We start from the raw sequence: 23,592 nt of genomic DNA on the forward strand, positions 1-23,592 counted from the left end.
CGTGGGCGGCCGCAGTGCGCGGAGGCGTTAGTGTCGATTCCCGTGCCCGCGTTGACCCCCGAACAGATCAGGGCCCTGGATGCCGCGCACGTCTGGCATCCCTACAGCACGATCGGCGCAGGCGCGTTACCGCCGGTGGTGGCGCTGGCCGCCAAGGGGGTGTGGATCACGATCGATCACCCGGCGGGCGGGGGACCGGTCGACGTGATCGATGCGATGAGCTCGTGGTGGACGGCGATCCACGGCCACGGCCACCCGGTGCTCGACGCGGCGATCACCCGGCAGCTCGCCACGATGAACCACGTCATGTTCGGCGGTCTGACCCACGAACCGGCCGTCCGGCTGGCGCAGCTGCTGGTGCAGATCACCCCGCCCGGCTTGGACACGGTCTTCTTCTCCGACTCCGGGTCGGTGTCGGTGGAAGTGGCCGTGAAGATGGCGCTGCAGTACTGGCGCGCCGCCGGGCGGCCGGGCAAGACCCGCCTGATGACCTGGCGGGGCGGCTACCACGGCGACACCTTCACGCCGATGAGCGTGTGCGATCCCGACGGTGGCATGCACTCCCTGTGGACCGACGTGCTGACCCGGCAGGTGTTCGCCCCGCCGGTGCCGCGCGACTACGACCCCGAGTATGTGGCGGCGTTCGAGCGCCGGCTCGCCGAGCACGCCGACGAACTCGCCGCGGTGATCGTCGAACCGGTGGTGCAGGGCGCCGGGGGGATGCGGTTCCACGATCCCCGCTACCTCAGCGACCTGCGGACGCTGTGTGACCGGCACGGCGTGCTGCTGGTGTTCGACGAGATCGCCACCGGTTTCGGGCGCACCGGTGAGTTGTTCGCCGCCGACCACGTCGGCGTCAGCCCCGACATCATGTGTGTCGGCAAGGGACTCACCGGCGGCTATCTCACGCTCGCCGCGACGTTGTGCAGCACCGAGATCGCGCGGGTCATCAGTACCGGCGAGGCCGGTGCGCTGATGCACGGCCCGACGTTCATGGCCAACGCGCTGGCCTGCGCGGTCGGCGTCGCCGCCGTCGAACTGCTGCTGGCCGGTGACTGGCGGACCACCATCGCGACGATCGAACGCGGGCTGACCGAGGGTCTGGCGCCGGCGCGTGAGGTGTCCGGGGTCGCCGATGTGCGGGTGCTCGGCGCGATCGGCGTGGTCGAACTGGACCGCCCGGTGGACATGGCGACGGCGACCGCCGCGGCGCTGAGTCACCGGGTGTGGTTGCGCCCGTTCCGCAACCTCGTCTACGTCATGCCGCCGTACATCTGCACCCCCGAGGAGATCGCACAGATCACCTCGGCCGTGGTGGGTGTGGCCCGTGCTTTAGCCTGAACGGTGTTCAATAGTCGGTTCGCGTCGAGAGGGCACCCGTGACACGCGCTGGTCTTTCGCCCCTGGCCTGGCTCGACGAGGTCGCCGATCAACGCCGGGCCGCCGGGCTGCGCCGCGCCCTGCGGACCAGGCCGGCCGGCGGGACCGCCGTCGACCTGGCCTCCAACGACTACCTCGGCCTGTCCACGCATCCGCGCGTCGTCGAGGGTGCGGTGCGCGCGGTGCGCGAATGGGGCGCCGGGTCGACCGGATCGCGGCTGGTCACCGGCAACACCGAACTGCACGAAGGTTTCGAGCAGGCACTCGCCGCCTTCACCGGCGCCGAGTCCGCGCTGGTCTTCTCCTCCGGCTACACCGCCAATCTCGGGGCGGTGGTGGCGCTGTCCGGCCCAGGCTCGCTGCTGGTGTCCGACGCCCTGACCCACGCGTCGCTGGTCGACGCCTGCCGGTTGTCGCGGGCCCGCGTCGTGGTCACCCCGCACCGTGACGTCACCGCGATCGAGACCGCGCTGGCCACCCGCGACGAACAGCGGGCCGTCGTGGTGACCGATTCGGTGTTCTCCGCCGACGGTGTGCTCGCGCCGCTGCGGGACATACACGACGTATGCCGCCGCCACGGTGCGCTGCTGATCGTCGACGAGGCGCACGGCCTCGGCGTCCGCGGCACCGGCGGCCGCGGGCTGCTCGACGAGGTGGGGCTGGCCGGCGCGCCCGACGTGGTGATGACCACCACGCTGTCCAAGGCGCTGGGCAGCCAGGGCGGTGTGGTCCTCGGCCCGCTGGCCGTGCGCGACCACCTCATCGACGCCGCCCGCCCGTTCATCTTCGACACCGGCCTGGCCCCGGCCGCGGTCGGGGCCGCATGGGCGGCGCTGGAGGTGCTCGTCGACGAACCCTCGCGGGCCCGCGCGGTGCTGGACAACGCCGCGGCGCTGGCGCAGGCGTGCGACGTCCCGGCCCGGCCCGACTCCGCCGTCGTCTCGGTGATCCTCGGGGAACCCGAGGTGGCACTGGCGGCGGCGACCGCATGCCTCGAGCAGGGTCTGCGCGTCGGGTGCTTCCGACCGCCCACCGTGCCCGCGGGCACCTCCCGGCTCCGCCTGACCGCGCGGGCGTCGCTGACCGACGACGACCTCGACACCGCCCGCCGGGTGCTGGCCGACGTGTTGACGGCGGCCCGCCGGTGAGCGTTCTCGTGATCACCGGCACCGACACCGGCGTCGGCAAGACCGTGGCCACCGCGGCGCTGGCCTGCGCCGCCCGGGTGGCCGGGATCGACGTCGCGGTGTGCAAACCCGTTCAGACCGGAACCGGGCCGGCCGGTGGGACCGGGGACGACGACCTCGTCGAGATCGGCCGGCTGGCCGGGGTCGACGCCCTGCATCCGGGTTGGCGCTATCCGGACCCGTTGGCGCCGGTGGCCGCCGCGGAGCGGGCGGGCGCCGCCCTGCCGACGCGCGACGAGTTGATCGGCATGATCCGCGCTGCGGACGCGCCGGGACGGCTGACGCTGGTGGAGGGCGCGGGCGGGCTCCTGGTCGAACTCGGTCAGGACGCGGTCACCCTGCGCGACGTCGCCACCGAACTTGCCGCCCCCGTGCTGGTCGTCGTCGCACCGGGACTCGGCACCCTCAACCACACCGCGCTGACCCTGGAATCGCTTGCCGCTCAGCAAGTTCCGTGCGCCGGGCTGGTGATCGGCGCGTGGCCCGCGCAGCCGGGCGCGGCCGAGATCGACAACCGCGACGCGCTGGCGCGGTTGGCCCCGGTGCGCGCCGCGCTGCCTGCGGGCGTCGGTTCGGTCAGCCCGGTGGACTTCGAACGGATCAGCGCGACCGCATTCGACCCGAACTGGCTCGCGGGCCTGCTGTAGATGGTCCACTCGGTGGAGTTGCTCTTCGACCCCGACACCGACGCGGCCGTGCGCCGGATCTGGGACGACCTGAGCGCCGCCGGAGTGCGCAGTCAGGCCGCCAACCGCTCGCCGAGCAACCGTCCGCACGTCACGCTCACCGTGGCCGAGGACATGGCCGACGGCGTGGACGAGGCGCTGCGGCCGCTGCTGGGAATGCTGCCGTTCGACGGGCTGATCGGCGCGCCGATGCTGTTCGGTACCCGTGCGCTGGTCCTCGTGCGTCTGCTGGTGCCGTCGGCGCACCTGCTGGATCTGCACCGCGAGGTCGACCGGGTGTGCCGGCCCTTCGTCGACGGCGCCCCGCTGCCGCACACGGCGGCCGGACAGTGGACCCCGCACGTCACGCTGGCGCGCCGCGTGCCGCCCGAACGGCTCCCCGCGGCGGTGGCGGTGCCGGGGCTCGGCCGCGACCTGCGGTGCCGAATTGTGGGCCTACGTCACTGGGACGGAAACAACCGCGTCGAGTACCCGATCACCTGACCGGTGAGATGACCCCGAGACCGTCGATCAGCAGCCGCAGACCGAAGCCGAAGCGGCGGTCGTGGTCGATGGTGGCGACCGACTCGTCGGGGTCGAGCACGCCGGCGGAGTCCCATTGCAGCTTCGACTGCTCGTCGACGGTGAATCCGAGGACGTAGTAGATGACGGTGCGCGCGGCGAGTTCGGCCTCACCGGCGGCGACACCCGCGTCCGCGGCCGCAGCGGAGAGCACCGCGAGGATCTCGCCCGCGGCCTCCGACTGTCCGGCGGCGAAGCTGGCGGAGACGAGTTCGGCCCCGTCGGTGTGCGACAGCAGCGCATCGCGCAGCGCCGAACACACCGCGACGATGCGGTCGCGCCAGTCCGCCTCGGCGGGCAGCCCGCGCGCCGGGGTCAGGATGCGGTCCGCGATCGCGCCGAGGAGTTGTTGTTTGTTGGCGAAGTGCCAGTACAGGGCGCCGGGGGAGACGTTGAGCTCGCGGGCGAGCCGGCGCATCGTCAGATCGGCGATCCCGTGGGAGTCCAGGATCACCGTCGCGGCATCGACCACATCGCGTTTGTGCAGTTGCACGCCGCTACCCTAACCTGAACGGTGTTCAATTGTCGGCTCGGCCGACGTGTTCAATTTGTCGGCTCGGCCGAGGTGTTCAATCGTCGGCTCGGCCGACGTGTTCAAGAGTCGAGGAGGCAACGGGTGAGCGACATTCTGGCGGTGGCGCGCGAACAGGTGCTCGAGCGCGGTGTCGGTCTGAACCAGGACCAGACGCTGCAGGTGCTGCAACTGCCCGACGATCGTCTCGACGATCTGCTCGCCCTCGCGCACGAAGTCCGGATGGCCTGGTGCGGCCCCGATGTCGAGGTCGAGGGCATCATCAGCCTCAAGACCGGCGGCTGCCCCGAGGACTGCCACTTCTGTTCACAGTCCGGGCTTTTCGCCTCGCCCGTGCGCAGCGCGTGGCTCGACGTGCCGAGCCTGGTGGAAGCCGCCAAACAGACCGCCAAGACCGGCGCGACGGAATTCTGCATCGTCGCCGCCGTCCGCGGCCCCGACGAACGCCTGCTGGCCCAGGTGGCCGCCGGTATCGAGGCGATCCGCAACGAGGTCGACATCCAGATCGCGTGTTCGCTCGGCATGCTCACCGCCGAGCAGGTCGAACGCCTCTCGGAGATGGGCGTGCACCGGTACAACCACAACCTCGAGACGGCGCGGTCGTTCTTCACCAACGTGGTGACCACCCACACCTGGGAGGAACGGTGGGACACCCTGCGCATGGTGCGCGAAGCCGGTATGGAGGTGTGCTGTGGCGGCATCCTCGGGATGGGGGAGACGCTCGAGCAGCGCGCCGAGTTCGCGGCCAATCTGGCCGAACTCGATCCGCACGAGGTGCCGCTGAACTTCCTCAACCCGCGGCCGGGCACCCCGTTCGGGGACCTCGAGGTACTTCCTGCCGCCGAGGCGCTCAAGGCTGTGGCCGCCTTCCGGTTGGCGCTGCCCCGCACCATGCTGCGCTTCGCGGGCGGCCGCGAGATCACCCTCGGTGACCTGGGGGCCAAGAAGGGCATCCTGGGCGGCATCAACGCCGTCATCGTCGGCAACTACCTGACCACGCTCGGGCGACCGGCGGAGGCCGATCTCGAACTGCTCGACGACCTGCAGATGCCGATCAAGGCGCTCAACGCCAGCCTGTGATGGCGCCGAAATTCAACGTCTACACTGGCGAACCCGCCGGCGGCGTCGTCCCGACCGCCGCGCAACTGGGTCTGGAACCACCGCGGTTCTGCGCCGAGTGCGGCCGCCGGATGGTGGTGCAGGTCCGCCCGGACGGGTGGTGGGCGAAGTGTTCCCGGCACGGCGTCGTGGACTCCCATGATCTGGAGACTCAACGGTGAATGATGTTGCGGCACCGCGGATTTCACGACGAAAGGCCGCGCTGACCGTCGTCGCGGGGTTGGTGGGCGCCGGTGCGGTCACCGGTGCGCTGTGGTCGGTGCTCGCGCCGCCGGTGCACGGCGTCGTCGCGCTGACGCGGGCCGGTGACCGAGTCCGCGCGTACCTCGGCGGCGAGGCCGACCACTTCTTCACCTCGGCGTCTCTGTTCGTCGGTCTGCTCTCGGTGGTGGGTGTCGTCGCGGCGGTCCTGCTCTGGCAGTGGCGGGCGCATCGCGGTCCCGTGCTCGTCGCCGCACTGGCCGCCGGTGGCGCGGCGGCCGCCACGGTGGCCGCCGGCGTCGGCGCGGCCCTGATGCACGTGCGGTACGGCACGATCGACGTCGCAGGCGCACCCGTGACGCCCGAGCGCCGGGTGCACTACGTCGTGGAGGCGCCCGCGGTGTTCTTCGGCCACACGCCGCTGCAGATCGCGTGTTCGCTCGTGTTCCCGGCGGCGGTCGGTGCGCTGGTCTACGCGATGTGCGCGGTCGCGACCTCCCGGGACGACCTCGGCGGCTGGCCCCCGCAGGAGTACCAGCCGGTCAGCGGTCGAACTGAGACAGTGGACGGCGCTCTACCCGTTGGCCCGCAATCACCTTCGCACTGATCACCGCGAGCCGCAGCATGCCTCGGTAGGTCGACGGGTTCAGCAGCGTCGGCCACTTGGTGCGGACGAGGTGTTCGCTCAGCGGCCGGCCCGCGAAACGGTCCCGCAACCAGCGCAGTGTCATCGGCGCGGACATCGGATGCAGCAGCATGTGCTCGCTGAACATGTCGCGGTGGTAGGTGACGTGCGCGCCGCCGTCGCTGTAGGTGTCGATCAGCGCGTCGATGTCGTCGACCGAGACGATGCGGTCGTTCACCGCCTGCACGATCAGGACCGGCGGCGTCGGCGTCGCGGTGCCGAGCTTGATGCTGTCGAAGACATGCTGCACCTCCGGGGTCTGCAGGATGTCCTCCAGCGGCCGGTCGACGAGCTTGCCCATGTCCATGCCGATCCACCGCAGCACCGCGTGCGCCGTGGTCATCTTCTGGATGCGCAGCAGCATCGCCTTGCCGTCGTCGGTCGCGTGCTCGTGGATGACGCGGTCGAGTCCGGGATAGCTCTGCGTCAGCGCCGCCACGACCATCGCGGGCAGGCCCGAGAAGATGCTGCCGTTGAGCCGGCGGAACGCATTCCCGAGATCTGCCACCGGCGAGCCGAGGACCGCGCCGACGATGTTGAGTTCGGGTGCGTAGCCACCGCAGGTCTCCGCGGCCCACGCGCTGGCGAGCCCGCCGCCTGAGTAACCCCACAGCCCCACCGGCGCCTCCGCGGACAGCCCGAGGCGATCGAAGTTCTGCGCGGCCCGGATGCCGTCCAGCACGTGGTAGCCGGGTTCGTGGGGCACCCCCCAGATGCCGCGGGGCCCCTCGTGATCGGGTACCGAGACCGCCCAGCCCTCGGCGAGCGCGGCGGCGATCAGCAGGAACTCGAACTGCGCCAGCGCACCGAGCGCCTTGGCGCCGCGCCGCAGGGCGTAGGAGGGGAAGCACCGCCCGGCGATCGCGTCGATCGCGCACTGATACGACACGATCGGGCACGGCTTCTTCGGATCCCGCTCGGTCGGCGCGACCACCGTCGTGACCGTGGCCTGAGGGTCACCCCTGAAATCGGTCGTGCGGTACAGCAGCTGCGTGGCGGTGAACTGCTGGGGGACCAGACCCAGAAACGCCAGCTCCACATCGCGGGAGCGCAGCACCGTGCCGGGACGGGCGTGTTCGAAGCCGGCGGGCGGATCGTAGAACTGGTCTTTCGCCGGTACCGACGGCCGCGCACCTCGGGCGACGTGCTCGTGGTGCGGCTGCCCGATCCACTCGGCTCCGGTTTCCCGCGCCACGCTGCCCAAGTCCATCCGGCCAAGGCTACTTAAGAGGTCTATGAGATTCCACTCGCCTCACCCGGGCGGGCGAAGCGCGGCGAATTCGTCGGTCACCCGGTAGCGGGACTCGGTGAACCGATAGAGGGCCGGGGGCCGGCCGCCCGCACGCCCCGAGCGGGCCGTCGAACCGGTCCTGGTGATGACGTTGCGGCGTTCGAGCACACGCTGCAGGTTGGTGGCGTCCACCTGGTAGCCGAGCGCGGCACCGTAGATGTCGCGCAGCGTCGATATCGCGAATTCCGTTGGGGTGAGGGCGAACCCGATGTTCGTGTACGACAGTTTGGCGGCCAGCCGGGTGTGGGCGTGTTCGACCATCGGGCGGTGGTCAAACGCCATGTCCGGTAGCTCGGAGACCGGGTGCCAGCGGGTGTCCGACGGCAGCGCCGGGGTCGCGGCCGACGGCACCAGACCCAGGAACGTCGAGGCGATCGTCCGTGCGCCGGGCACGCGGGCCGGGTCGGAGAACACAGCGAGTTGTTCGAGGTGGGCCACCTCACGCAGATCCACCTTCTCGGCCAGTTGGCGCCGCACGGACGTGGTGAGGTCCTCGTCGTGGCCGAGTCGCCCGCCCGGTAGTGACCACCGACCCCGTTCCGGGTCCAGCGCACGCTGCCACAGCAGCACATGCAGGGCCGGGTGGCCCTCACCGGGGTCGACGCCGCGAACCTGGAACACGACGGCGAGCACTTCGTGTGCGGTGCTAGTATGGGCCATGTTTTCGATTGTAAGTCGAAAACCGGATCGACACGAGGAGTCCACCGTGACGCTGCTTGACGAGACCGCTTCGGCGCAGTTCGGTGACGACGTCGCGCCCACCGAGGAGTGGGCCGCCGAAGTCCGCCGCCTGGCCCGGCAGCGCGGGGCCACTCTGCTCGCGCACAACTACCAGCTGCCGGCGATCCAGGACGTCGCCGACCACGTGGGCGATTCGCTGGCCCTGTCGCGGATCGCGGCCGAGGCGCCGGAGGACACCATCGTGTTCTGCGGTGTGCACTTCATGGCCGAGACCGCCAAGATCCTCTCGCCGGACAAGACCGTGCTGATCCCCGACGCCAGGGCGGGCTGCTCGCTGGCCGATTCGATCACCGCCGACCAGCTGCGGGAGTGGAAGGCCGAATACCCCGGCGCGGTGGTCGTGTCGTACGTCAACACCACCGCCGCGGTGAAGGCCGAGACCGACATCTGCTGCACCTCGTCCAACGCCGTCGACGTCGTGGCGTCGATCCCCGCCGACCGTGAGGTGCTGTTCTGCCCCGACCAGTTCCTCGGCGCCCATGTCCGCCGCGTCACCGGCCGGACGAACATGCAGATCTGGGCCGGCGAGTGCCACGTACACGCCGGCATCAACGGTGACGAGCTCGCCGACCAGGCCCGCGCGCATCCGGATGCCGAACTGTTCGTCCATCCTGAGTGCGGATGCGCCACCTCGGCGCTCTACCTCGCCGGCGAGGGCGCGTTCCCCGCCGACCGGGTGAAGATTTTGTCGACGGGCGGCATGCTCGACGCGGCCCGCGAGAGCCGGGCCAGCCAGGTGCTGGTGGCCACCGAGGTCGGCATGCTGCACCAACTGCGTCGTGCGGCCCCGGAGATCGACTTCCAGGCGGTCAACGACCGGGCCTCGTGCCGGTACATGAAGATGATCACGCCGGCCGCGCTGTTGCGCTGCCTGACCTACGGCACCGACGAGGTCGACGTCGACCACGAGACCGCCCGGCTGGCCCGGCGCAGCGTGCAGCGGATGATCGAGATCGGGCAGCCCGGCGGCGGGGAATGACCGGCCGTCGCGGTTGCGGCGGCACCACACACTGGCAGCAGCGTGCCGACGTCGTCGTGATCGGCACCGGCGTCGCCGGTCTGGTGGCGGGGCTGGCGGCACATCGCCGAGGCCGCCGGGTCATCGTGCTGAGCAAGGCCCCCGAACAGGCCGGATCGACGGCCACCGGATACGCCCAGGGCGGGATCGCGGTGGTGTTGCCCGGCGGCAGGTGCGATGACGCGGATTCGGTCGACGCCCACGTCGCCGACACCCTCGCCGCCGGTGGCGGGTTGTGCGACCCGGAGGCGGTGCGGTCCATCGTCGCCGACGGGTATCGCGGGGTGCGCGATCTCGTCGACGACGGCGCCCGCTTCGACGAGGCCACCCCCGGCCGCTGGGCGCTGACGCGTGAGGGCGGACATTCCCGGCGCCGGATCATCCACGCCGGCGGCGATGCCACCGGCGCGGAGGTGCAGCGCGCGCTCGACCATGCGGCACGGGTGCTCGACATCCGACACAATCACGTGGCCGTGCGGGTGCTGCACGACGACGCCGCGGCGACCGGCGTACTGGTCCTCAGCGAGGACGGACCCGGCATCGTGCACGCCCCGGCGGTGATCCTCGCGACCGGCGGGCTCGGCCACCTCTATGCGGCCACCACGAACCCGCAGGCCTCCACCGGCGACGGCATCGCGCTGGCGCTGTGGGCCGGCGTACCGGTCAGCGACATCGAGTTCGTCCAGTTCCACCCCACGATGCTGTTCGACGGCTTCACCAACGGCAGGCGTCCGCTGATCACCGAGGCGCTGCGCGGAGAGGGCGCGAGACTCGTCGACGCGCACGGTGACCCGGTGACCGCTGGTGTGCATCCGCTGGGTGACCTCGCACCGCGCGATGTGGTCGCCGGCGCGATCGACGCGCGGCTCAAGGCGACCGGCGACCCGTGCGTCTACCTGGACGCCCGCCACCTGACCGGGATCGCACACCGTTTCCCGACGGTCACCGCCGCCTGCCGGCAGGCCGGGATCGACCCCGCGCGCCAGCCCATCCCCGTCGTCCCCGGGGCTCATTACAGCTGCGGCGGTGTCGTCACCGACGTCGACGGCCGCACGGCGCTACCCGGTCTGTACGCCGCCGGGGAGGTGGCCCGCACCGGGATGCACGGCGCCAACCGGCTGGCGTCCAACAGCCTGCTCGAAGGGCTGGTCGTCGGGGCGCGCGCGGGCCGAGGTGCCGCCGAACACGCCGCGGCGGCGGGCCCGAGCCGCGCTGTGGCGCCCGAGCGACTCGTGGGCGAGACCCTCGACCGCCGGGGGCTACAGGCGGCGATGAGCCGCGACGCGTCGGTGGTGCGCGACGCCGAAGGTCTGATGCGGTTGGGCGACGTGCTCGCCAAGGCGCGTGCCCGTCCGCTGCGCTCCCGCGCCGATGTCGAGGACGCCGCGCTCACCCTGACCGCGCGGGCGGTTTCGGTCGCCGCGCTGCAGCGCGCGGAATCGCGGGGGTGCCACCACCGCGCCGACCATCCGGACACCGACCCGGTGCAGGCGGTCAGCGGGGCGGTCGACCTGGACGAACACGGACACCTACGACTGAAGATGAGGGCGGACGCGTGCTGCTGAGTCAGCTTTCGGAGACCGAGATCGCCGAAGCGCGCGCGGTCGTCGCGCGCGGACTCGAGGAGGACCTGCGGTACGGGCCGGACGTCACCACGCAGGCGACCGTGCCGGCCGACGCGGCCACCACCGCGTCGATGCGCACCCGTGAACCGGGGGTGGCCGCGGGGGTCGACGTGGCGCTGCTCGTGCTCGACGAGGTCATCGGTCCCGACGGCTATCGCGTTGTCGACCGCGTCGAGGACGGCACCCGGCTCGAACCGGGCGCGGCGCTGCTCACCCTGGACGCCCCGACCCGCGGCCTGCTCACCGCCGAGCGCACGATGCTGAACCTGGTCTCGCACCTGTCGGGCATCGCGACCTCGACCGCCATTTGGGTGGACGCGGTGGCGGGTACGAACGCCAAGATCCGCGACACCCGCAAGACGCTGCCCGGTCTGCGGGCGCTGCAGAAGTACGCCGTGCGGGTCGGCGGCGGGGTGAACCACCGGATGGGGTTGGGCGACGCGGCGCTGATCAAGGACAACCACGTGGCGGCCGCCGGATCGGTGGTGGCGGCGCTGCGCGCGGTTCGGGCCGCAGCCCCTGGTCTGCCGTGCGAGGTCGAGGTGGATTCACTCGAACAACTCGACGAGGTGCTCGCCGAGGACATCGAGTTGGTGCTGCTCGACAACTTCCCGGTCTGGCAGACCCAGATCGCCGTGCAGCGGCGCGACTCCCGTTCGCCGGCAACGAAACTGGAATCCTCGGGTGGACTGTCACTGGAGACGGCGGCCGAGTACGCGGGTACCGGCGTCGACTACCTCGCCGTCGGGGCGCTCACCCATTCCGTGCGTGTGCTCGACATCGGCCTCGACGTCTGAGACACCACCGCATCAGGCCGCGCGGCGCGTCAGTACCAGCGGGTCGCCGTCGGTGACGGCGATGGTGTGTTCGCTGTGGGCGGTGCGCGAGCCGTCGGCCGACCGGATGGTCCAGCCGTCGGGGTCGTAGACGATCCGGTCGGTACCGCGGGCGAACCAGGGTTCGAGGGCGAGCGTCAGACCGGGACGCAGCACCAGACCGCGCCCGGGCCGTCCCCGGTTCGGCACGTGAGGATCCTCGTGCATGGTCCGCCCGAGCCCGTGCCCGCCGAAATCGGTGTTCACCGGATACCCGTAGTCGGCGGCGACGGACCCGATCGCCGCGGAGATGTCGCCGAGGCGGTTACCGGGCCGTGCCGCGTCGATGCCTGCGACCAGTGCCTGTTCGGTGGCCTCGATCAGCCGCTGGTCCGCGGCCTGCGGCGTCCCGACGATGATGCTGCGCGCCGAGTCGGCCACCCACCCGTCGATCGACACCGCGATGTCCATGCTCAGCAGGTCGCCGTCGCGCAGGGTGTAGTCGTGCGGGAGGCCGTGCAGGACCGCATCGTTGACCGAGAGGCAGATGACGTTGCGGAACGGGCCGCGACCGAACGACGGTGCGTAGTCCCAGTAGCACGACACCGCACCACGCTCGTCGATCAACTGCCGGGCGCGCTGTTCGAGATCGAGCAGGTTCACGCCGACCCGGGCCCGCGTCTGCAGGTCGTCGAGCAGCCCGGCGATGAAGGCGCCGGTGGTGCGCATCGCCTCGATCTCGCGGGGTGTCTTCAGTTCCAGCACGCGCTCTCCTTCGGTATAGAAATACCAGAGTAGCGGTGGGGCCGGTATTTTCATACCGAGCTGACGTATCCTCGGACACATGGTCCGATCTCCGCTGACTCCGCAGCAACGCGCCGCCGGTAAGCGTCTGGGGGCCCACCTCCGGCAGGCGCGGGGTGACCGCAAACTCGTCGAGGTCGCCGAGGCCGCGTCGATCTCCCCCGAGACCCTGCGCAAGATCGAGTCCGGGCGCCTGGCGACGCCGGCCTTCGCGACGGTCGCCGCGCTCTCGGTGGTGCTGGAGATCCCGCTGGAGGACCTCGCCCGCATCTGCCTTCCCGAACTGGGCGGTCAGCTCACGTCGGCGACGAACACCGCGATGTTGCGGGCCTGACGGCGCGCGACCGACGGCAGGGCCGTGACCTCACGCCCGTTGGGCACGATCCGGGGGTTGACGATGTGCACTTCGTCACGGAAGAGCTTGATGTCGGCCCCGCCCGCGGCGATCGCATTGCGCGCCCAGTCGGTCATCCCGTGGCCGAGCACGATCGCGACCTCGTTGTCCTTGCGGTAGGCCGTCACCGGGGTCTCGAACCGCCGTCCGGACTTCCTACCAGTGTGTTTGATGAGTGCGATGCCGGGTACGCGACCCGCCAGCGGCCTGATGACCGGGTTGAAGTACTTGATCTGGAGGCGATCCATCCACTCCGGGAACATCTTCGGCAGCTCCGACACGACGGCTCCAATACGATTTGGCCTGCTCTGGGACAATGGACAGCGTGAATGTATCGCCGGTGACGATGGCCCGCATCGACTTGCGCGGGAGGACTCTGTCCACTGCGCAGTTGCGGTCGGCGCTGCCGCGTGGCGGTGTCGACGTCGACGCCGTCGTGCCGAAGGTCCGCCCGATCGTCGAGGCCGTCGCCGAGCGCGGCGCCGAGGCCGCACTCGAATACGGCGAGGCGTTCGACGGGGTCCGTCCCGCGTCGGTGCGCGTGCCTGCCGAGCGGTTGGCGTCGGCGCTGGCCGAACTCGATCCCGACGTCCGCGCGGCGCTGCAGGTCGCGATCGACCGGGCCCGCGCTGTACACGCCGACCAGCGACGCACCGACACCACGACCACCCTGGCCCCCGGAGCGACCGTCACCGAACGCTGGGTGCCGCTCGAGCGGGTCGGGCTCTACGTACCGGGCGGCAACGCGGTCTACCCCTCGAGTGTGGTGATGAACGTGGTGCCCGCCCAGACCGCGGGCGTCGACTCGCTGGTCATCGCCAGCCCGCCGCAGGCCGACCACGGGGGACTGCCACACCCGACCATCCTGGCGGCCGCCGCGCTCCTCGGCGTCGACGAGGTGTGGGCGGTCGGCGGCGCCCAGGCCGTCGCGCTGCTGGCCTACGGCGGCACCGATATCGATGGCACTGGGGCAAGCGGAGCGCCGGGAGATGGCACTGGGGCAAGCGGAGCGCCGGGAGATGGCACTGGGGCAAGCGGAGCGCCGGGAGATGTCACCGAGCTCGCGCCGGTGGACATGATCACCGGCCCCGGCAACATCTACGTCACCGCCGCCAAGCGGATCTGCCGCTCACAGGTCGGCATCGACGCCGAGGCCGGGCCGACCGAGATCGCGGTGCTGGCCGACCACACCGCCGATCCGGTGCACGTCGCGGCCGACCTGATCAGCCAGGCCGAACACGACGAGATGGCCGCCAGCGTGCTGGTGACCACGAGCCCCGACCTGGCCGACGCCATCGATCGCGAACTGCGGCGCCAGCTCGAGACGACGGTGCACCGCGAACGCGTCAGCACGGCACTGACCGGTGAGCAGTCCGCGATCGTGCTCGTCGACGACCTCGACGCCGGGGTGCGGGTCGTGAACGCCTACGCCGCAGAACATCTCGAGATCCAGACTGTCGACGCCGCCGAGGTGGCCGGCCGGATCCGTTCTGCCGGTGCGATCTTCGTCGGTCCGTACGCGCCGGTCAGCCTCGGGGACTACTGCGCCGGGTCCAACCACGTGCTGCCGACGGCGGGGTGCGCCCGCCACTCCAGCGGTCTGTCGGTGCAGACGTTCCTGCGCGGCATCCACGTCGTCGACTACACCGAGGCGGCGCTCAAGGACGTGTCGGGATACGTGATCACCCTGGCGCAGGCCGAGAACCTGCCCGCCCACGGCGAAGCGGTGCGACGGAGGTTCGAGTCATGACCGTGGGGGAGCGGATCACCCTCGCCGACCTGCCCCTGCGGGATGACCTGCGCGGCAAGTCACCCTACGGTGCACCGCAACTGCAGGTGCCGGTGCGGCTGAACACCAACGAGAACCCGCATCCGCCCAGTCAGGCACTCGTCGACGACGTGACCCGATCGGTCGGGGAGGCGGCCGCCGAACTGCACCGCTATCCCGACCGTGACGCGGTGGCGCTGCGCAGCGACCTGGCCGACTATCTGAACCTGCGCACCGGTGTCGAGCTGAGCGTCGAGAACCTCTGGGCCGCAAACGGTTCCAACGAGGTCCTGCAACAGCTTCTGCAGGCCTTCGGCGGCCCAGGGCGCAGCGCGATCGGCTTCGTGCCCTCGTACTCGATGCACCCGATCATCGCCGACGCCACCCGAACCGAATGGCTGCAGGCGCTGCGCGCCGACGACTTCGGACTCGATGTCGACACCGCCGTGCGCGAGATCGCCGCCCGCCGTCCCGATCTGGTGTTCGTGACCAGCCCCAACAACCCGTCGGGGCAGAGCGTCCCGCTCGAGGACCTGCGGCGGTTGCTCGACGCCATGGAGACCGGAATCCTGATCCTCGACGAGGCCTACGGTGAATTCTCCTCCCAGCCCAGCGGTGTGGCGCTCATCGACCAGTACCCGACCAAGCTGGTCGTCAGCCGCACCATGAGCAAGGCGTTCGCGTTCGCCGGCGGGCGTCTGGGCTACCTGGTGGCCGCACCCGCCGTCATCGAGGCGATGCTGCTGGTGCGGTTGCCCTACCACCTGTCCTCGCTGACCCAGGCCGCCGCCCGGGCGGCGCTTCGGCACGCCGACGACACGCTGGCCAGCGTCGCCACCCTGATCGCCGAACGGGACCGGGTCGCAAACAGCTTGAGCCAGCTCGGGTTCCGGGTGGTGCCCAGCGACGCGAACTTCATCCTGTTCGGGGAGTTCGCCGATGCCCCGGCCACCTGGCGGCGCTACCTCGATCAGGGGGTGCTCATCCGGGATGTGGGCATACCCGGCTACCTGCGGACCACAATCGGGTTGGCCGAAGAGAACGATGCGCTGCTGACCGCCTCAGCCCGCCTCGTCGAGACCGAACTCGCGGCAACATTAGGAGCCTCATGACCGACATGCTGACCGGCACCCGCCGCGCCCGCGTCGAACGCAAGACCAAGGAATCGGACATCGTCGTCGATCTCGACCTCGACGGCACCGGCATCGTCGACATCCGCACCGGCGTGCCGTTCTTCGATCACATGCTGACCTCGTTGGGCAGCCACGCCAGCTTCGACCTCACCGTGCACGCCACGGGCGATATCGAGATCGAAGGGCACCACACGGTCGAGGACACCGCGATCGTGCTCGGGCAGGCGCTCGGTCAGGCGCTCGGCGACAAGAAGGGCATCCGCCGTTTCGGTGATGCGTTCATCCCGATGGACGAGACACTCGCCCACGCCGCGGTCGACGTGTCCGGTCGCCCGTACTTCGTGCACACCGGTGAACCCGACTACATGGTCGAGTTCACCATCGCCGGATCGAGTGCGCCCTACCACACGGTGATCAACCGTCACGTCTTCGAATCGTTGGCGTTCAACGCCCGCATCGCGCTGCATGTGCGCACGATCTACGGCCGCGATCCCCACCACATCACCGAGGCGCAGTACAAGGCCGTCGCGCGCGCGTTGCGCCAGGCCGTCGAACTCGATCCGCGGGTGACGGGTGTGCCGTCCACGAAAGGCTCACTGTGAGCAGGAAAGTCGTCATCCTCGACTACGGCTCGGGCAATCTGCGCTCGGCGCAGCGCGCGGTCGAGCGCACCGGTGCCGAGGTCGAGGTCACCGCCGACGCCGACACCGCGCTGAACGCCGACGGTCTGGTGGTGCCGGGCGTCGGGGCGTTCGAGGCATGTATGGCCGGTCTGCGCGAGATCGGCGGGGAGAAGGTCATCGCCGAGCGGGTCGCCGCGGGGCGACCGGTCCTCGGCGTGTGCGTGGGCATGCAGATCCTCTTCGCGCGCGGCGTCGAATTCGGTGTCGAGACCGCCGGATGCGGGCAATGGCCCGGATCGGTGGTGCGGCTCGACGCGCCGGTGATCCCGCACATGGGCTGGAACGTCGTCGACGCCCCGGCCGGGAGCGCACTGTTCCGCGGAATCGACCCCGACACCCGCTTCTACTTCGTGCACTCCTACGCCGCGCAGCAGTGGGAGGGCGACCCGTCCGCGCGCCTCACCTGGGCGACGCACCACGTCCCGTTCCTCGCCGCCGTCGAGGACGGTCCGCTCTCGGCCACCCAGTTCCACCCGGAGAAGAGCGGTGACGCGGGCGCGGCACTGCTCCGCAACTGGGTCGAGGAGCTCTGATCTAAGGTTGTCCGTCGTGCCAGAGAAGTCGGTGTCCGAGAAAAGACCGTTGATCCTCCTCCCCGCCGTCGATGTCGTCGAAGGCCGTGCCGTGCGCCTGGTACAGGGCAAGGCCGGCAGTGAAACCGAGTACGGGTCGGCGCTCGACGCCGCGCTCGGCTGGCAGCGCGACGGGGCCGAGTGGATCCATCTGGTGGATCTCGACGCCGCGTTCGGGCGGGGGTCGAACCGCGAACTGCTCGCCGACGTCGTGGGCCGCCTCGATGTGGCGGTCGAACTGTCCGGCGGCATCCGTGACGACGAGTCGCTCGAGGCGGCGCTGGCCACCGGATGCGCCCGGGTCAACATCGGCACCGCCGCGCTGGAGAACCCGCAGTGGTGCGCGAAAGTCGTCGCCGAGTTCGGCGACAAGGTGGCAGTGGGCCTCGACGTCAAGATCGTCGACGATCAGCACCGCCTGCGCGGACGGGGTTGGGAGACCGACGGCGGGGACCTGTGGGAGGTGCTCGACCGCCTCGACTCCGAAGGCTGCTCGCGCTACGTCGTCACCGACGTGACCAAGGACGGCACCCTTCAGGGACCGAACCTCGATCTGCTCGGCCGCGTCGCCGACCGCACCGACGCGCCGGTGATCGCCTCCGGCGGGGTGTCCAGCCTCGACGATCTGCGCGCGATCGCCACGTTGACCGACCGTGGCGTCGAGGGTGCGATCGTCGGCAAAGCGCTGTACGCCGGGCGCTTCACGCTGCCCGAGGCGCTGGCAGCGATGGGGCAGTAGGGCGTCGATGGCACTGGACGAGACCGACCTGCAGGGTCTGGTCGACGAGGCCGCGGCGATACTCGACGCCGCGTCCGAACCCTTCATCAGCGGGCACCGCGCCGATTCGGCGGTGCAGAAGAAGGGCAACGACTTCGCCACCGAGGTCGACCTGAAGATCGAACGGCAGGTCGTCGATGCGCTCACCGCGGCCACCGGTATCGAGGTGCACGGTGAGGAGTACGGCGGCGCGGACATCGACTCACCGCTGGTTTGGGTGCTCGACCCCATCGACGGGACGTTCAACTACGCGGCCGGACTGCCCACCGCTGCGATCCTGCTCGGTCTGCTGCGCGACGGGGAGCCCGTCGCCGGCCTGACGTGGCTGCCGTTCATGTCCCAGCGTTACACCGCCGTGGTCGGAAAGCCGTTGTACGTCAACGGGGTTGAACAGCCTGCACTGCAGCCCGGTGCGTTGTCGGACTGTGTCGTGGGGACCGGGACGTTCAACATCGACTCGCGTGGGCGCTTCCCAGGGCGCTGGCGGATGGCGCTGCTGGAGAACCTGAGCAGAAAGTGCAACCGGATCCGGATGCACGGCGCCACCGGACTCGACCTCGCCTACGCCGCCGGCGGTGCGCTCGGCGGGGCGATCAGCTTCGGCCACCACATCTGGGATCACGCCGCCGGTGTCGCGTTGGTGCGGGCCGCCGGTGGTGTGGTCACCGACCTGGCCGGGGCGGAGTGGACCCCGGATTCGAAGTCGGTGCTGGCCGGCTCCCCGCAGGTGCACGGTGAGATCCTCGAGATCGTGGCGTCGGTCGGCGCCCCGGAGGAGTTCTGATGGCCGCCGACAGAGGACTCGCGGTCCGCGTGATCCCGTGCCTCGACGTCGACGCCGGCCGCGTGGTCAAGGGCGTGAACTTCGAGAACCTGCGCGACGCCGGTGATCCGGTCGAACTCGCCGCCGTCTATGACGCCGAGGGTGCCGACGAGTTGACGTTCCTCGACGTCACCGCATCGTCGTCCGGTCGCTCCACGATGCTCGACGTGGTGCGCCGCACCGCAGAACAGGTCTTCATCCCGTTGACCGTCGGCGGCGGGGTCCGCGCGGTCGCCGACGTCGACGCGTTGCTGCGGGCCGGTGCGGACAAGGTGTCGGTGAACACCGCGGCCATCGCCCGCCCGGAACTGCTGGCCGAACTCGCCCGTCAGTTCGGCTCCCAGTGCATCGTGTTGTCGGTGGACGCCAGAACCGTGCCGCAGGGTGAACAGCCCACCCCGTCCGGGTGGGAGGTGACCACCCACGGTGGTCGTCGCGGCACCGGGATCGACGCGGTCGAATGGGCAACGCGCGGAGCCGAACTCGGCGTCGGGGAGATCCTGCTGAACTCGATGGACTTCGACGGCACCAAGGCCGGGTTCGACCTGCCGATGCTGCGCGCGGTCCGCGGTGCGGTCACCGTGCCCGTGATCGCCAGCGGCGGGGCCGGTGCGGTCGAGCATTTCGCCCCCGCCGTCCACGCCGGCGCCGACGCCGTGTTGGCGGCCAGCGTCTTCCACTTCAAGGAACTCACGATCGGTCAGGTCAAGGCGGCGATGGCGGCAGAAGGGATCACGGTGCGGTAGTGGCTCTCGATCCGGAGATCGCCTCGCGGCTCAAACGCAACGCCGACGGTCTGTTCACCGCCGTCGCGCAGGAACGCGGCACCGGTCAGGTGCTGATGGTGGCGTGGATGGACGACATCGCGCTGGACCGCACGATGCGGACCCGTAACGCCACCTACTGGTCGCGCTCGCGCGGTGAGCACTGGGTCAAGGGCGAGACGTCGGGCCACACGCAGCACGTGCACTCGGTGCGCCTGGACTGCGACGGCGACACCGTCCTGCTCGAGGTGGAGCAGACCGGTCCGGCCTGCCACACCGGCACACACACCTGCTTCGACGCCGACGTGCTGTTGGCCCCGGAGGCTTAAGCTTCCCGGTGTGAAGAGGTCGGCGGCGGCCGTCATCGGCGGGGCCACGGCTGCGGTCGCGGCCGGGCGGTATCTCTTGGCACGAGAAGCGCTGAGTGCCGTTGCACGCGATCTGCGGAGCCCGGTCCTGCCGTACGTCGCCGCGCCGTCGAGCCGGCGATCGATGTTGGTGACGCGCGCGTTCACGCGGCTGCCCACTCCGGCCGGTGACGGTGTCACGGTGACGGAGTCACGAGTCGGTGAAACTGCGGTGCGCGTCGTGATCACCGCTCCGGCCGGAGGCGGTACGTCACGGCCCGCGGTGATGTGGATTTACAGCGGCGGGTTCGTCGTCGGCTCGCCGCAACTGGAGCGGTTCATCACGGGCCAGATCGCACGCGAACTCGGTGCCACCGTGGTCTCGCCGGACTATCGACTGGCGCCTGAACACGCTGTCCCAGCCGCGCTCGACGACTGCATGGCGACGTTGAGGTGGATGCGCACCAACGCCGACCGGCTCGGTATCGACGCCGACCGGATCGTGGTCGGCGGCGCGAGCGCCGGGGGTGGTCTGGCGGCGACGGTCGCCCAGCGCAGCCTCGACGAAGGATGTCCGCTGCGCGGGCAGGCGCTCGCGTATCCCATGCTCGACGACCGCAGTGTGCTTCGCGCCGACCATGGCGGCCGTGGGCGATTCGTGTGGACACCCGCGTCCAACCGCTTCGGCTGGACCGCCTATCTCGGACATCCGCCCGACACCTCGGAGGCGCCCGCCTATGCCGCGGCGGCTCGCAGGTCAGAACTCAGTGGTCTGGCGCCCGCGTGGATCGGCGTCGGCCAGCTCGACCTGCTTCACGACGACTGCGTCTCCTACGCCGAGCGCCTCGAATCCAGCGGCGTGCCATGCGAACTCATCACGGTCCCTGGCATGTATCACGCCGCCGACGCGATCGCGGCACGGGCACTGTCCATGCAGACCTTTCGCGCCAGCATGCTGAACTTCATGCGCGCGCGACTGTCCTAGGCGGACTGGCGCTCGCGCAACACCTTCAGCGCCTTGTCGGCATGGGCCTCCATGTTGAGCTCGCTGGAGAACACCTCGAGCACCGTGCGGTCGGTGTCGATGACGAATGTCGTGCGCTTGACCGGCATCAACTTGCCCAACAGGCCCCGCTTGACGCCGAACTGCCGCGCGACCGCACCGTCTGCGTCGGACAGCAACGGATAGTCGAATCGTTGGGTGTCGGCGAACCGGGCCTGCTTGTCGACGGTGTCGGTGCTGATCCCGACGCGGGACGCTCCGAGCGCGGCGAACTCGGCCGCGAGGTCGCGGAAGTGGCAGGCTTCCTTCGTGCACCCGGGCGTCATCGCCGCCGGGTAGAAGAACAAGACCACCGGCCCGTCGGCCAGCAAACCTGTCAGGCTGCGCACCGTGCCCGTCTGGTCGGGCAGTTCGAAATCCTCGACTCGATCACCGCGTTCCATGAGCCGTCACGCTACGCCTCCTGCCGGCGAACGGGCCCGCACCGGTCTGGGAGAATCGCCTCGTGCAGACGACCGCCGCTTCCGCCTTCGACTCCTCGCGCGAGCGTTCGTCGCTGGCCACGACCACGTCTCGCGAGGACTTCCGGGCACTGGCAGCCGAGCACCGCGTGGTGCCGGTGGTCCGCAAGGTGCTCGCCGACAGCGAGACCCCGCTGTCGGCGTACCGCAAGCTCGCCGCCAACCGGCCCGGCACGTTCCTGCTCGAATCGGCCGAGAACGGCAGGTCGTGGTCGCGGTGGTCGTTCATCGGGGCGGGCGCACCGTCGGCGCTGACGGTCCGCGACGGCGAGGCGGTGTGGTTGGGCGTGACGCCGAAGGATGCGCCGAGCGGTGGTGATCCGCTGCAGGCACTGCGGTCCACGCTGGCGCTGCTGGAGACCGCGCCGCTGCCGGGCCTGCCGCCGCTGTCGAGCGGTCTGGTCGGGTTCTTCGCCTATGACATGGTGCGGCGGCTGGAGCGGCTGCCGTCGCTGGCCGTCGACGATCTCGGACTGCCCGACATGCTGCTGCTGTTGGCCACCGACATCGCCGCCGTCGACCACCACGAGGGCACCATCACGCTGATCGCCAACGCGGTGAACTGGAACGGCACCGACGAGAACGTGGACGGCGCGTATGACGACGCCGTCGCCCGGCTCGACGTGATGACCAAGGCGCTGGGGCAGTCGCTGCCCTCGTCGGTGGCCACGTTCGCCCGGCCGGCCCCGACGCACCGGGCGCAGCGCACCGTCGAGGAGTACACCGCGATCGTCGAGAAGCTCGTCGGCGACATCGAGGCCGGTGAGGCGTTCCAGGTGGTGCCGTCGCAGCGTTTCGAGATGGACACCGTCGCCGATCCGCTCGATGTGTACCGGATGTTGCGGGTCACCAATCCCAGCCCGTACATGTACCTGCTGAACGTGCCGGATGAGACTGGGGGACTGGACTTCTCGGTGGTCGGGTCGAGTCCGGAGGCGCTGGTGACCGTCGCCGACGGGAAGGCCACGACGCACCCGATCGCCGGCACCCGCTGGCGCGGCGACACCGAGGAAGAGGACCTGCTGCTCGAGAAGGAGCTGCTGGCCGACGAGAAGGAGCGCGCCGAACACCTGATGCTGGTGGACCTGGGCCGTAACGATCTGGGCCGGGTGTGTGAACCCGGCACCGTGCGGGTCGAGGACTACAGCCACATCGAGCGGTACAGCCACGTCATGCACTTGGTGTCGACGGTCACCGGACGTCTCGCCGAGGGCATGACCGCGCTCGACGCGGTGACGGCCTGTTTCCCGGCGGGCACGCTGTCGGGCGCCCCGAAGGTGCGGGCCATGGAGCTCATCGAGGAGGTCGAGAAGACCCGCCGCGGGCTCTACGGCGGGGTGCTGGGCTACCTCGACTTCGCGGGCAACGCCGATTTCGCGATCGCCATCCGGACCGCGCTGATGCGCGACGGGGTCGCCTACGTCCAGGCCGGCGGGGGAGTCGTGGCCGACTCCAACGGGCCGTACGAGTTCAACGAGGCCACCAATAAGGCCAAGGCGGTGCTGGCCGCCGTCGCCGCCGCCGAAACCCTGCGCGAACCATGACCCGCATCGCCCAGCTCGTCCTCGTCCTCGGCGCCGCGGTGCTGTGGGTGGCGTCGCGGCTGACGTGGGTCGAGGTGCGTTCGTTCGACGGACTGGGTCAGCCGAAGACGTCGACGCTGACCGGTGCGGAGTGGGCGACCGCGCTGATCCCGCTCGCCCTGCTGGTGCTGGCCGCGGCCGTCGCGGTGCTGGCGGTGCGGGGCTGGCCGTTGCGGATACTCGCGGTCCTGGTGGCGGCGGCGAGTGCGGGAATGGCCTATCTGGCGATCACGCTGTGGGTGATCGTCGACGTCGCCCCGCGGGCGGCCAACCTGGCCGAGGTGCCGGTCGCCGACCTGACCGGCACCGAACGTCACTTCACCGGCGCTGTGCTCACACTGGTGGCGGCCGCCCTGGTGCTCGCGGGTGCGGTGTTGCTGATGCGTGCGGCGGTGAAGGGGACCGGGGGGACGAGCAGGTACGCGGCACCGTCGGCACGCCGCGCCACCGCGACCGAGCAGGAGGACAAGGGGGAGCCGATGTCGGAACGCATGCTGTGGGACGCCCTCGACGAGGGCCACGACCCGACCGATCGCGACACGAAGGGCCGGTGACAGGCGATGGGGTCACTGCGACTA

At 70.5% G+C, this 23,592-nt stretch carries 28 protein-coding genes; 22 read left to right on the forward strand and 6 right to left on the reverse strand.

All coding sequences use genetic code 11. The features are described from left to right. The first annotated feature begins 42 nt into the window (after nt 1–42). The 4 genes from G6N49_RS07320 to G6N49_RS07335 are packed head-to-tail and all read left to right on the forward strand — an operon-like array spanning nt 43 to nt 3,736. Nucleotides 43–1,341: an adenosylmethionine--8-amino-7-oxononanoate transaminase gene (locus G6N49_RS07320; protein ID WP_085976257.1), complete on the forward strand. Its 1,299-nt coding sequence runs from the start codon at nt 43–45 to the stop codon at nt 1,339–1,341. A 38-nt stretch (nt 1,342–1,379) separates the two neighbouring features. Further along, nucleotides 1,380–2,528, forward strand: a complete 1,149-nt coding sequence (locus tag G6N49_RS07325) for an 8-amino-7-oxononanoate synthase (RefSeq protein ID WP_011855977.1) — start codon at nt 1,380–1,382, stop codon at nt 2,526–2,528. Further along, nucleotides 2,525–3,214 (forward strand): dethiobiotin synthase, encoded by a 690-nt coding sequence (gene bioD, locus G6N49_RS07330; protein ID WP_011855976.1) that lies wholly within the window; start codon nt 2,525–2,527, stop codon nt 3,212–3,214. Before G6N49_RS07325 ends, bioD begins: the two co-directional genes overlap by 4 nt. Beyond that, nucleotides 3,215–3,736 (forward strand): 2'-5' RNA ligase family protein, encoded by a 522-nt coding sequence (locus tag G6N49_RS07335; RefSeq protein WP_011855975.1) that lies wholly within the window; start codon nt 3,215–3,217, stop codon nt 3,734–3,736. Here the strand turns inward: G6N49_RS07335 and G6N49_RS07340 are convergent. Further along, the gene (locus tag G6N49_RS07340; protein WP_011560467.1) at nt 3,729–4,307 is read right to left on the reverse strand and encodes a TetR family transcriptional regulator; all 579 of its coding nucleotides are present in this window, start codon (nt 4,305–4,307) and stop codon (nt 3,729–3,731) included. The genes G6N49_RS07335 and G6N49_RS07340 overlap by 8 nt on opposite strands. A gap of 123 nt (nt 4,308–4,430) precedes the next feature. Here G6N49_RS07340 and bioB point away from each other — a divergent pair, with 123 nt between their 5' ends. Genes bioB through G6N49_RS07355 form a run of 3 tightly spaced genes read left to right on the forward strand, consistent with a single transcriptional unit; the run spans nt 4,431 to nt 6,273 of the window. Then, nucleotides 4,431–5,426 carry a biotin synthase BioB gene (gene bioB, locus G6N49_RS07345; protein WP_011560466.1) on the forward strand — a complete coding sequence of 332 codons (996 nt, stop codon included), beginning with the start codon at nt 4,431–4,433 and terminating at the stop codon, nt 5,424–5,426. Continuing rightward, on the forward strand, nt 5,426–5,626 hold the full coding sequence (gene bsaP, locus G6N49_RS07350) for a biotin synthase auxiliary protein BsaP (RefSeq protein WP_011560465.1): 201 nt from the start codon (nt 5,426–5,428) through the stop codon (nt 5,624–5,626). The genes bioB and bsaP overlap by 1 nt, the downstream gene beginning before the upstream one ends. After that, entirely contained in the window at nt 5,623–6,273 is a 651-nt protein-coding gene (locus G6N49_RS07355; RefSeq protein WP_011560464.1) for a DUF2567 domain-containing protein, read from the forward strand. The genes bsaP and G6N49_RS07355 overlap by 4 nt, the downstream gene beginning before the upstream one ends. Here G6N49_RS07355 and G6N49_RS07360 read toward each other — a convergent pair. Together G6N49_RS07360 and G6N49_RS07365 are read right to left on the reverse strand one after the other, a co-directional pair. Next, nucleotides 6,209–7,561, reverse strand: coding sequence for a lipase family protein (locus G6N49_RS07360; protein WP_011560463.1), 1,353 nt, complete (start codon nt 7,559–7,561; stop codon nt 6,209–6,211). The genes G6N49_RS07355 and G6N49_RS07360 overlap by 65 nt on opposite strands. A 42-nt stretch (nt 7,562–7,603) precedes the next feature. Next, nucleotides 7,604–8,275: an NUDIX hydrolase gene (locus tag G6N49_RS07365; RefSeq protein ID WP_011560462.1), complete on the reverse strand. Its 672-nt coding sequence runs from the start codon at nt 8,273–8,275 to the stop codon at nt 7,604–7,606. Between the two features lie 73 nt (nt 8,276–8,348). Between G6N49_RS07365 and nadA the strand changes: the two genes are divergently transcribed. Genes nadA through nadC form a run of 3 tightly spaced genes read left to right on the forward strand, consistent with a single transcriptional unit; the run spans nt 8,349 to nt 11,823 of the window. Further along, complete coding sequence (nadA, locus tag G6N49_RS07370) at nt 8,349–9,362, forward strand: quinolinate synthase NadA (RefSeq protein WP_011560461.1); 1,014 nt, start codon at nt 8,349–8,351, stop codon at nt 9,360–9,362. Further along, nucleotides 9,359–10,966, forward strand: coding sequence for an L-aspartate oxidase (locus G6N49_RS07375; RefSeq protein WP_011855974.1), 1,608 nt, complete (start codon nt 9,359–9,361; stop codon nt 10,964–10,966). The genes nadA and G6N49_RS07375 overlap by 4 nt, the downstream gene beginning before the upstream one ends. Beyond that, nucleotides 10,957–11,823, forward strand: coding sequence for a carboxylating nicotinate-nucleotide diphosphorylase (gene nadC / locus G6N49_RS07380; RefSeq protein ID WP_011855973.1), 867 nt, complete (start codon nt 10,957–10,959; stop codon nt 11,821–11,823). The genes G6N49_RS07375 and nadC overlap by 10 nt, the downstream gene beginning before the upstream one ends. Nucleotides 11,824–11,835: 12 nt before the next feature. On the opposite strand, the gene map is transcribed toward nadC, so the two are convergent. Then, nucleotides 11,836–12,606, reverse strand: a complete 771-nt coding sequence (gene map, locus G6N49_RS07385) for a type I methionyl aminopeptidase (RefSeq protein WP_011855972.1) — start codon at nt 12,604–12,606, stop codon at nt 11,836–11,838. A gap of 79 nt (nt 12,607–12,685) precedes the next feature. Here map and G6N49_RS07390 point away from each other — a divergent pair, with 79 nt between their 5' ends. Continuing rightward, a complete protein-coding gene (locus G6N49_RS07390) occupies nt 12,686–12,979 on the forward strand; it encodes a helix-turn-helix domain-containing protein (RefSeq protein ID WP_011768271.1) in 294 nt (97 codons plus the stop codon). On the opposite strand, the gene G6N49_RS07395 is transcribed toward G6N49_RS07390, so the two are convergent. Continuing rightward, nucleotides 12,937–13,320, reverse strand: a complete 384-nt coding sequence (locus tag G6N49_RS07395) for a nitroreductase family deazaflavin-dependent oxidoreductase (RefSeq protein WP_011560457.1) — start codon at nt 13,318–13,320, stop codon at nt 12,937–12,939. The genes G6N49_RS07390 and G6N49_RS07395 overlap by 43 nt on opposite strands. Before the next feature lie 35 nt (nt 13,321–13,355). On the opposite strand from G6N49_RS07395, the gene hisD reads away from it, so the two are divergent. From hisD to G6N49_RS07440, 9 genes are read left to right on the forward strand one after another with little or no spacing between them, the layout of a single operon-like run. Further along, the gene (gene hisD, locus G6N49_RS07400; RefSeq protein ID WP_041925085.1) at nt 13,356–14,789 is read left to right on the forward strand and encodes a histidinol dehydrogenase; all 1,434 of its coding nucleotides are present in this window, start codon (nt 13,356–13,358) and stop codon (nt 14,787–14,789) included. Continuing rightward, the gene (locus G6N49_RS07405; RefSeq protein ID WP_011855969.1) at nt 14,786–15,919 is read left to right on the forward strand and encodes a histidinol-phosphate transaminase; all 1,134 of its coding nucleotides are present in this window, start codon (nt 14,786–14,788) and stop codon (nt 15,917–15,919) included. The genes hisD and G6N49_RS07405 overlap by 4 nt, the downstream gene beginning before the upstream one ends. Continuing rightward, on the forward strand, nt 15,916–16,542 hold the full coding sequence (gene hisB, locus G6N49_RS07410) for an imidazoleglycerol-phosphate dehydratase HisB (protein WP_011560454.1): 627 nt from the start codon (nt 15,916–15,918) through the stop codon (nt 16,540–16,542). Before G6N49_RS07405 ends, hisB begins: the two co-directional genes overlap by 4 nt. Continuing rightward, nucleotides 16,539–17,156: an imidazole glycerol phosphate synthase subunit HisH gene (gene hisH, locus G6N49_RS07415; protein ID WP_011855968.1), complete on the forward strand. Its 618-nt coding sequence runs from the start codon at nt 16,539–16,541 to the stop codon at nt 17,154–17,156. Before hisB ends, hisH begins: the two co-directional genes overlap by 4 nt. Nucleotides 17,157–17,187: 31 nt before the next feature. After that, a complete protein-coding gene (gene priA / locus G6N49_RS07420; protein ID WP_011768270.1) occupies nt 17,188–17,934 on the forward strand; it encodes a bifunctional 1-(5-phosphoribosyl)-5-((5-phosphoribosylamino)methylideneamino)imidazole-4-carboxamide isomerase/phosphoribosylanthranilate isomerase PriA in 747 nt (248 codons plus the stop codon). 7 nt (nt 17,935–17,941) lie between these two features. Continuing rightward, complete coding sequence (locus G6N49_RS07425; protein WP_011855967.1) at nt 17,942–18,757, forward strand: inositol monophosphatase family protein; 816 nt, start codon at nt 17,942–17,944, stop codon at nt 18,755–18,757. After that, complete coding sequence (gene hisF / locus G6N49_RS07430; RefSeq protein WP_011560450.1) at nt 18,757–19,542, forward strand: imidazole glycerol phosphate synthase subunit HisF; 786 nt, start codon at nt 18,757–18,759, stop codon at nt 19,540–19,542. Before G6N49_RS07425 ends, hisF begins: the two co-directional genes overlap by 1 nt. Further along, nucleotides 19,542–19,889 (forward strand): phosphoribosyl-AMP cyclohydrolase, encoded by a 348-nt coding sequence (gene hisI / locus G6N49_RS07435; RefSeq protein ID WP_011855966.1) that lies wholly within the window; start codon nt 19,542–19,544, stop codon nt 19,887–19,889. Before hisF ends, hisI begins: the two co-directional genes overlap by 1 nt. Nucleotides 19,890–19,899: 10 nt before the next feature. After that, a complete protein-coding gene (locus tag G6N49_RS07440) occupies nt 19,900–20,892 on the forward strand; it encodes an alpha/beta hydrolase (RefSeq protein ID WP_083045291.1) in 993 nt (330 codons plus the stop codon). Here the strand turns inward: G6N49_RS07440 and G6N49_RS07445 are convergent. Continuing rightward, nucleotides 20,889–21,353 carry a peroxiredoxin gene (locus tag G6N49_RS07445; protein ID WP_011855964.1) on the reverse strand — a complete coding sequence of 155 codons (465 nt, stop codon included), beginning with the start codon at nt 21,351–21,353 and terminating at the stop codon, nt 20,889–20,891. The genes G6N49_RS07440 and G6N49_RS07445 overlap by 4 nt on opposite strands. 62 nt (nt 21,354–21,415) lie before the next feature. On the opposite strand from G6N49_RS07445, the gene G6N49_RS07450 reads away from it, so the two are divergent. Together G6N49_RS07450 and G6N49_RS07455 are read left to right on the forward strand one after the other, a co-directional pair. Then, nucleotides 21,416–22,975: an anthranilate synthase component I gene (locus G6N49_RS07450; protein WP_011855963.1), complete on the forward strand. Its 1,560-nt coding sequence runs from the start codon at nt 21,416–21,418 to the stop codon at nt 22,973–22,975. Further along, nucleotides 22,972–23,568 (forward strand): TIGR02234 family membrane protein, encoded by a 597-nt coding sequence (locus G6N49_RS07455; protein WP_011855962.1) that lies wholly within the window; start codon nt 22,972–22,974, stop codon nt 23,566–23,568. The genes G6N49_RS07450 and G6N49_RS07455 overlap by 4 nt, the downstream gene beginning before the upstream one ends. Nucleotides 23,569–23,592: the final 24 nt, after the last annotated feature.

It is taken from the genome of Mycolicibacterium monacense (genome assembly GCF_010731575.1).
In the GTDB taxonomy this organism is placed as follows: Bacteria; Actinomycetota; Actinomycetes; order Mycobacteriales; family Mycobacteriaceae; genus Mycobacterium; species Mycobacterium monacense.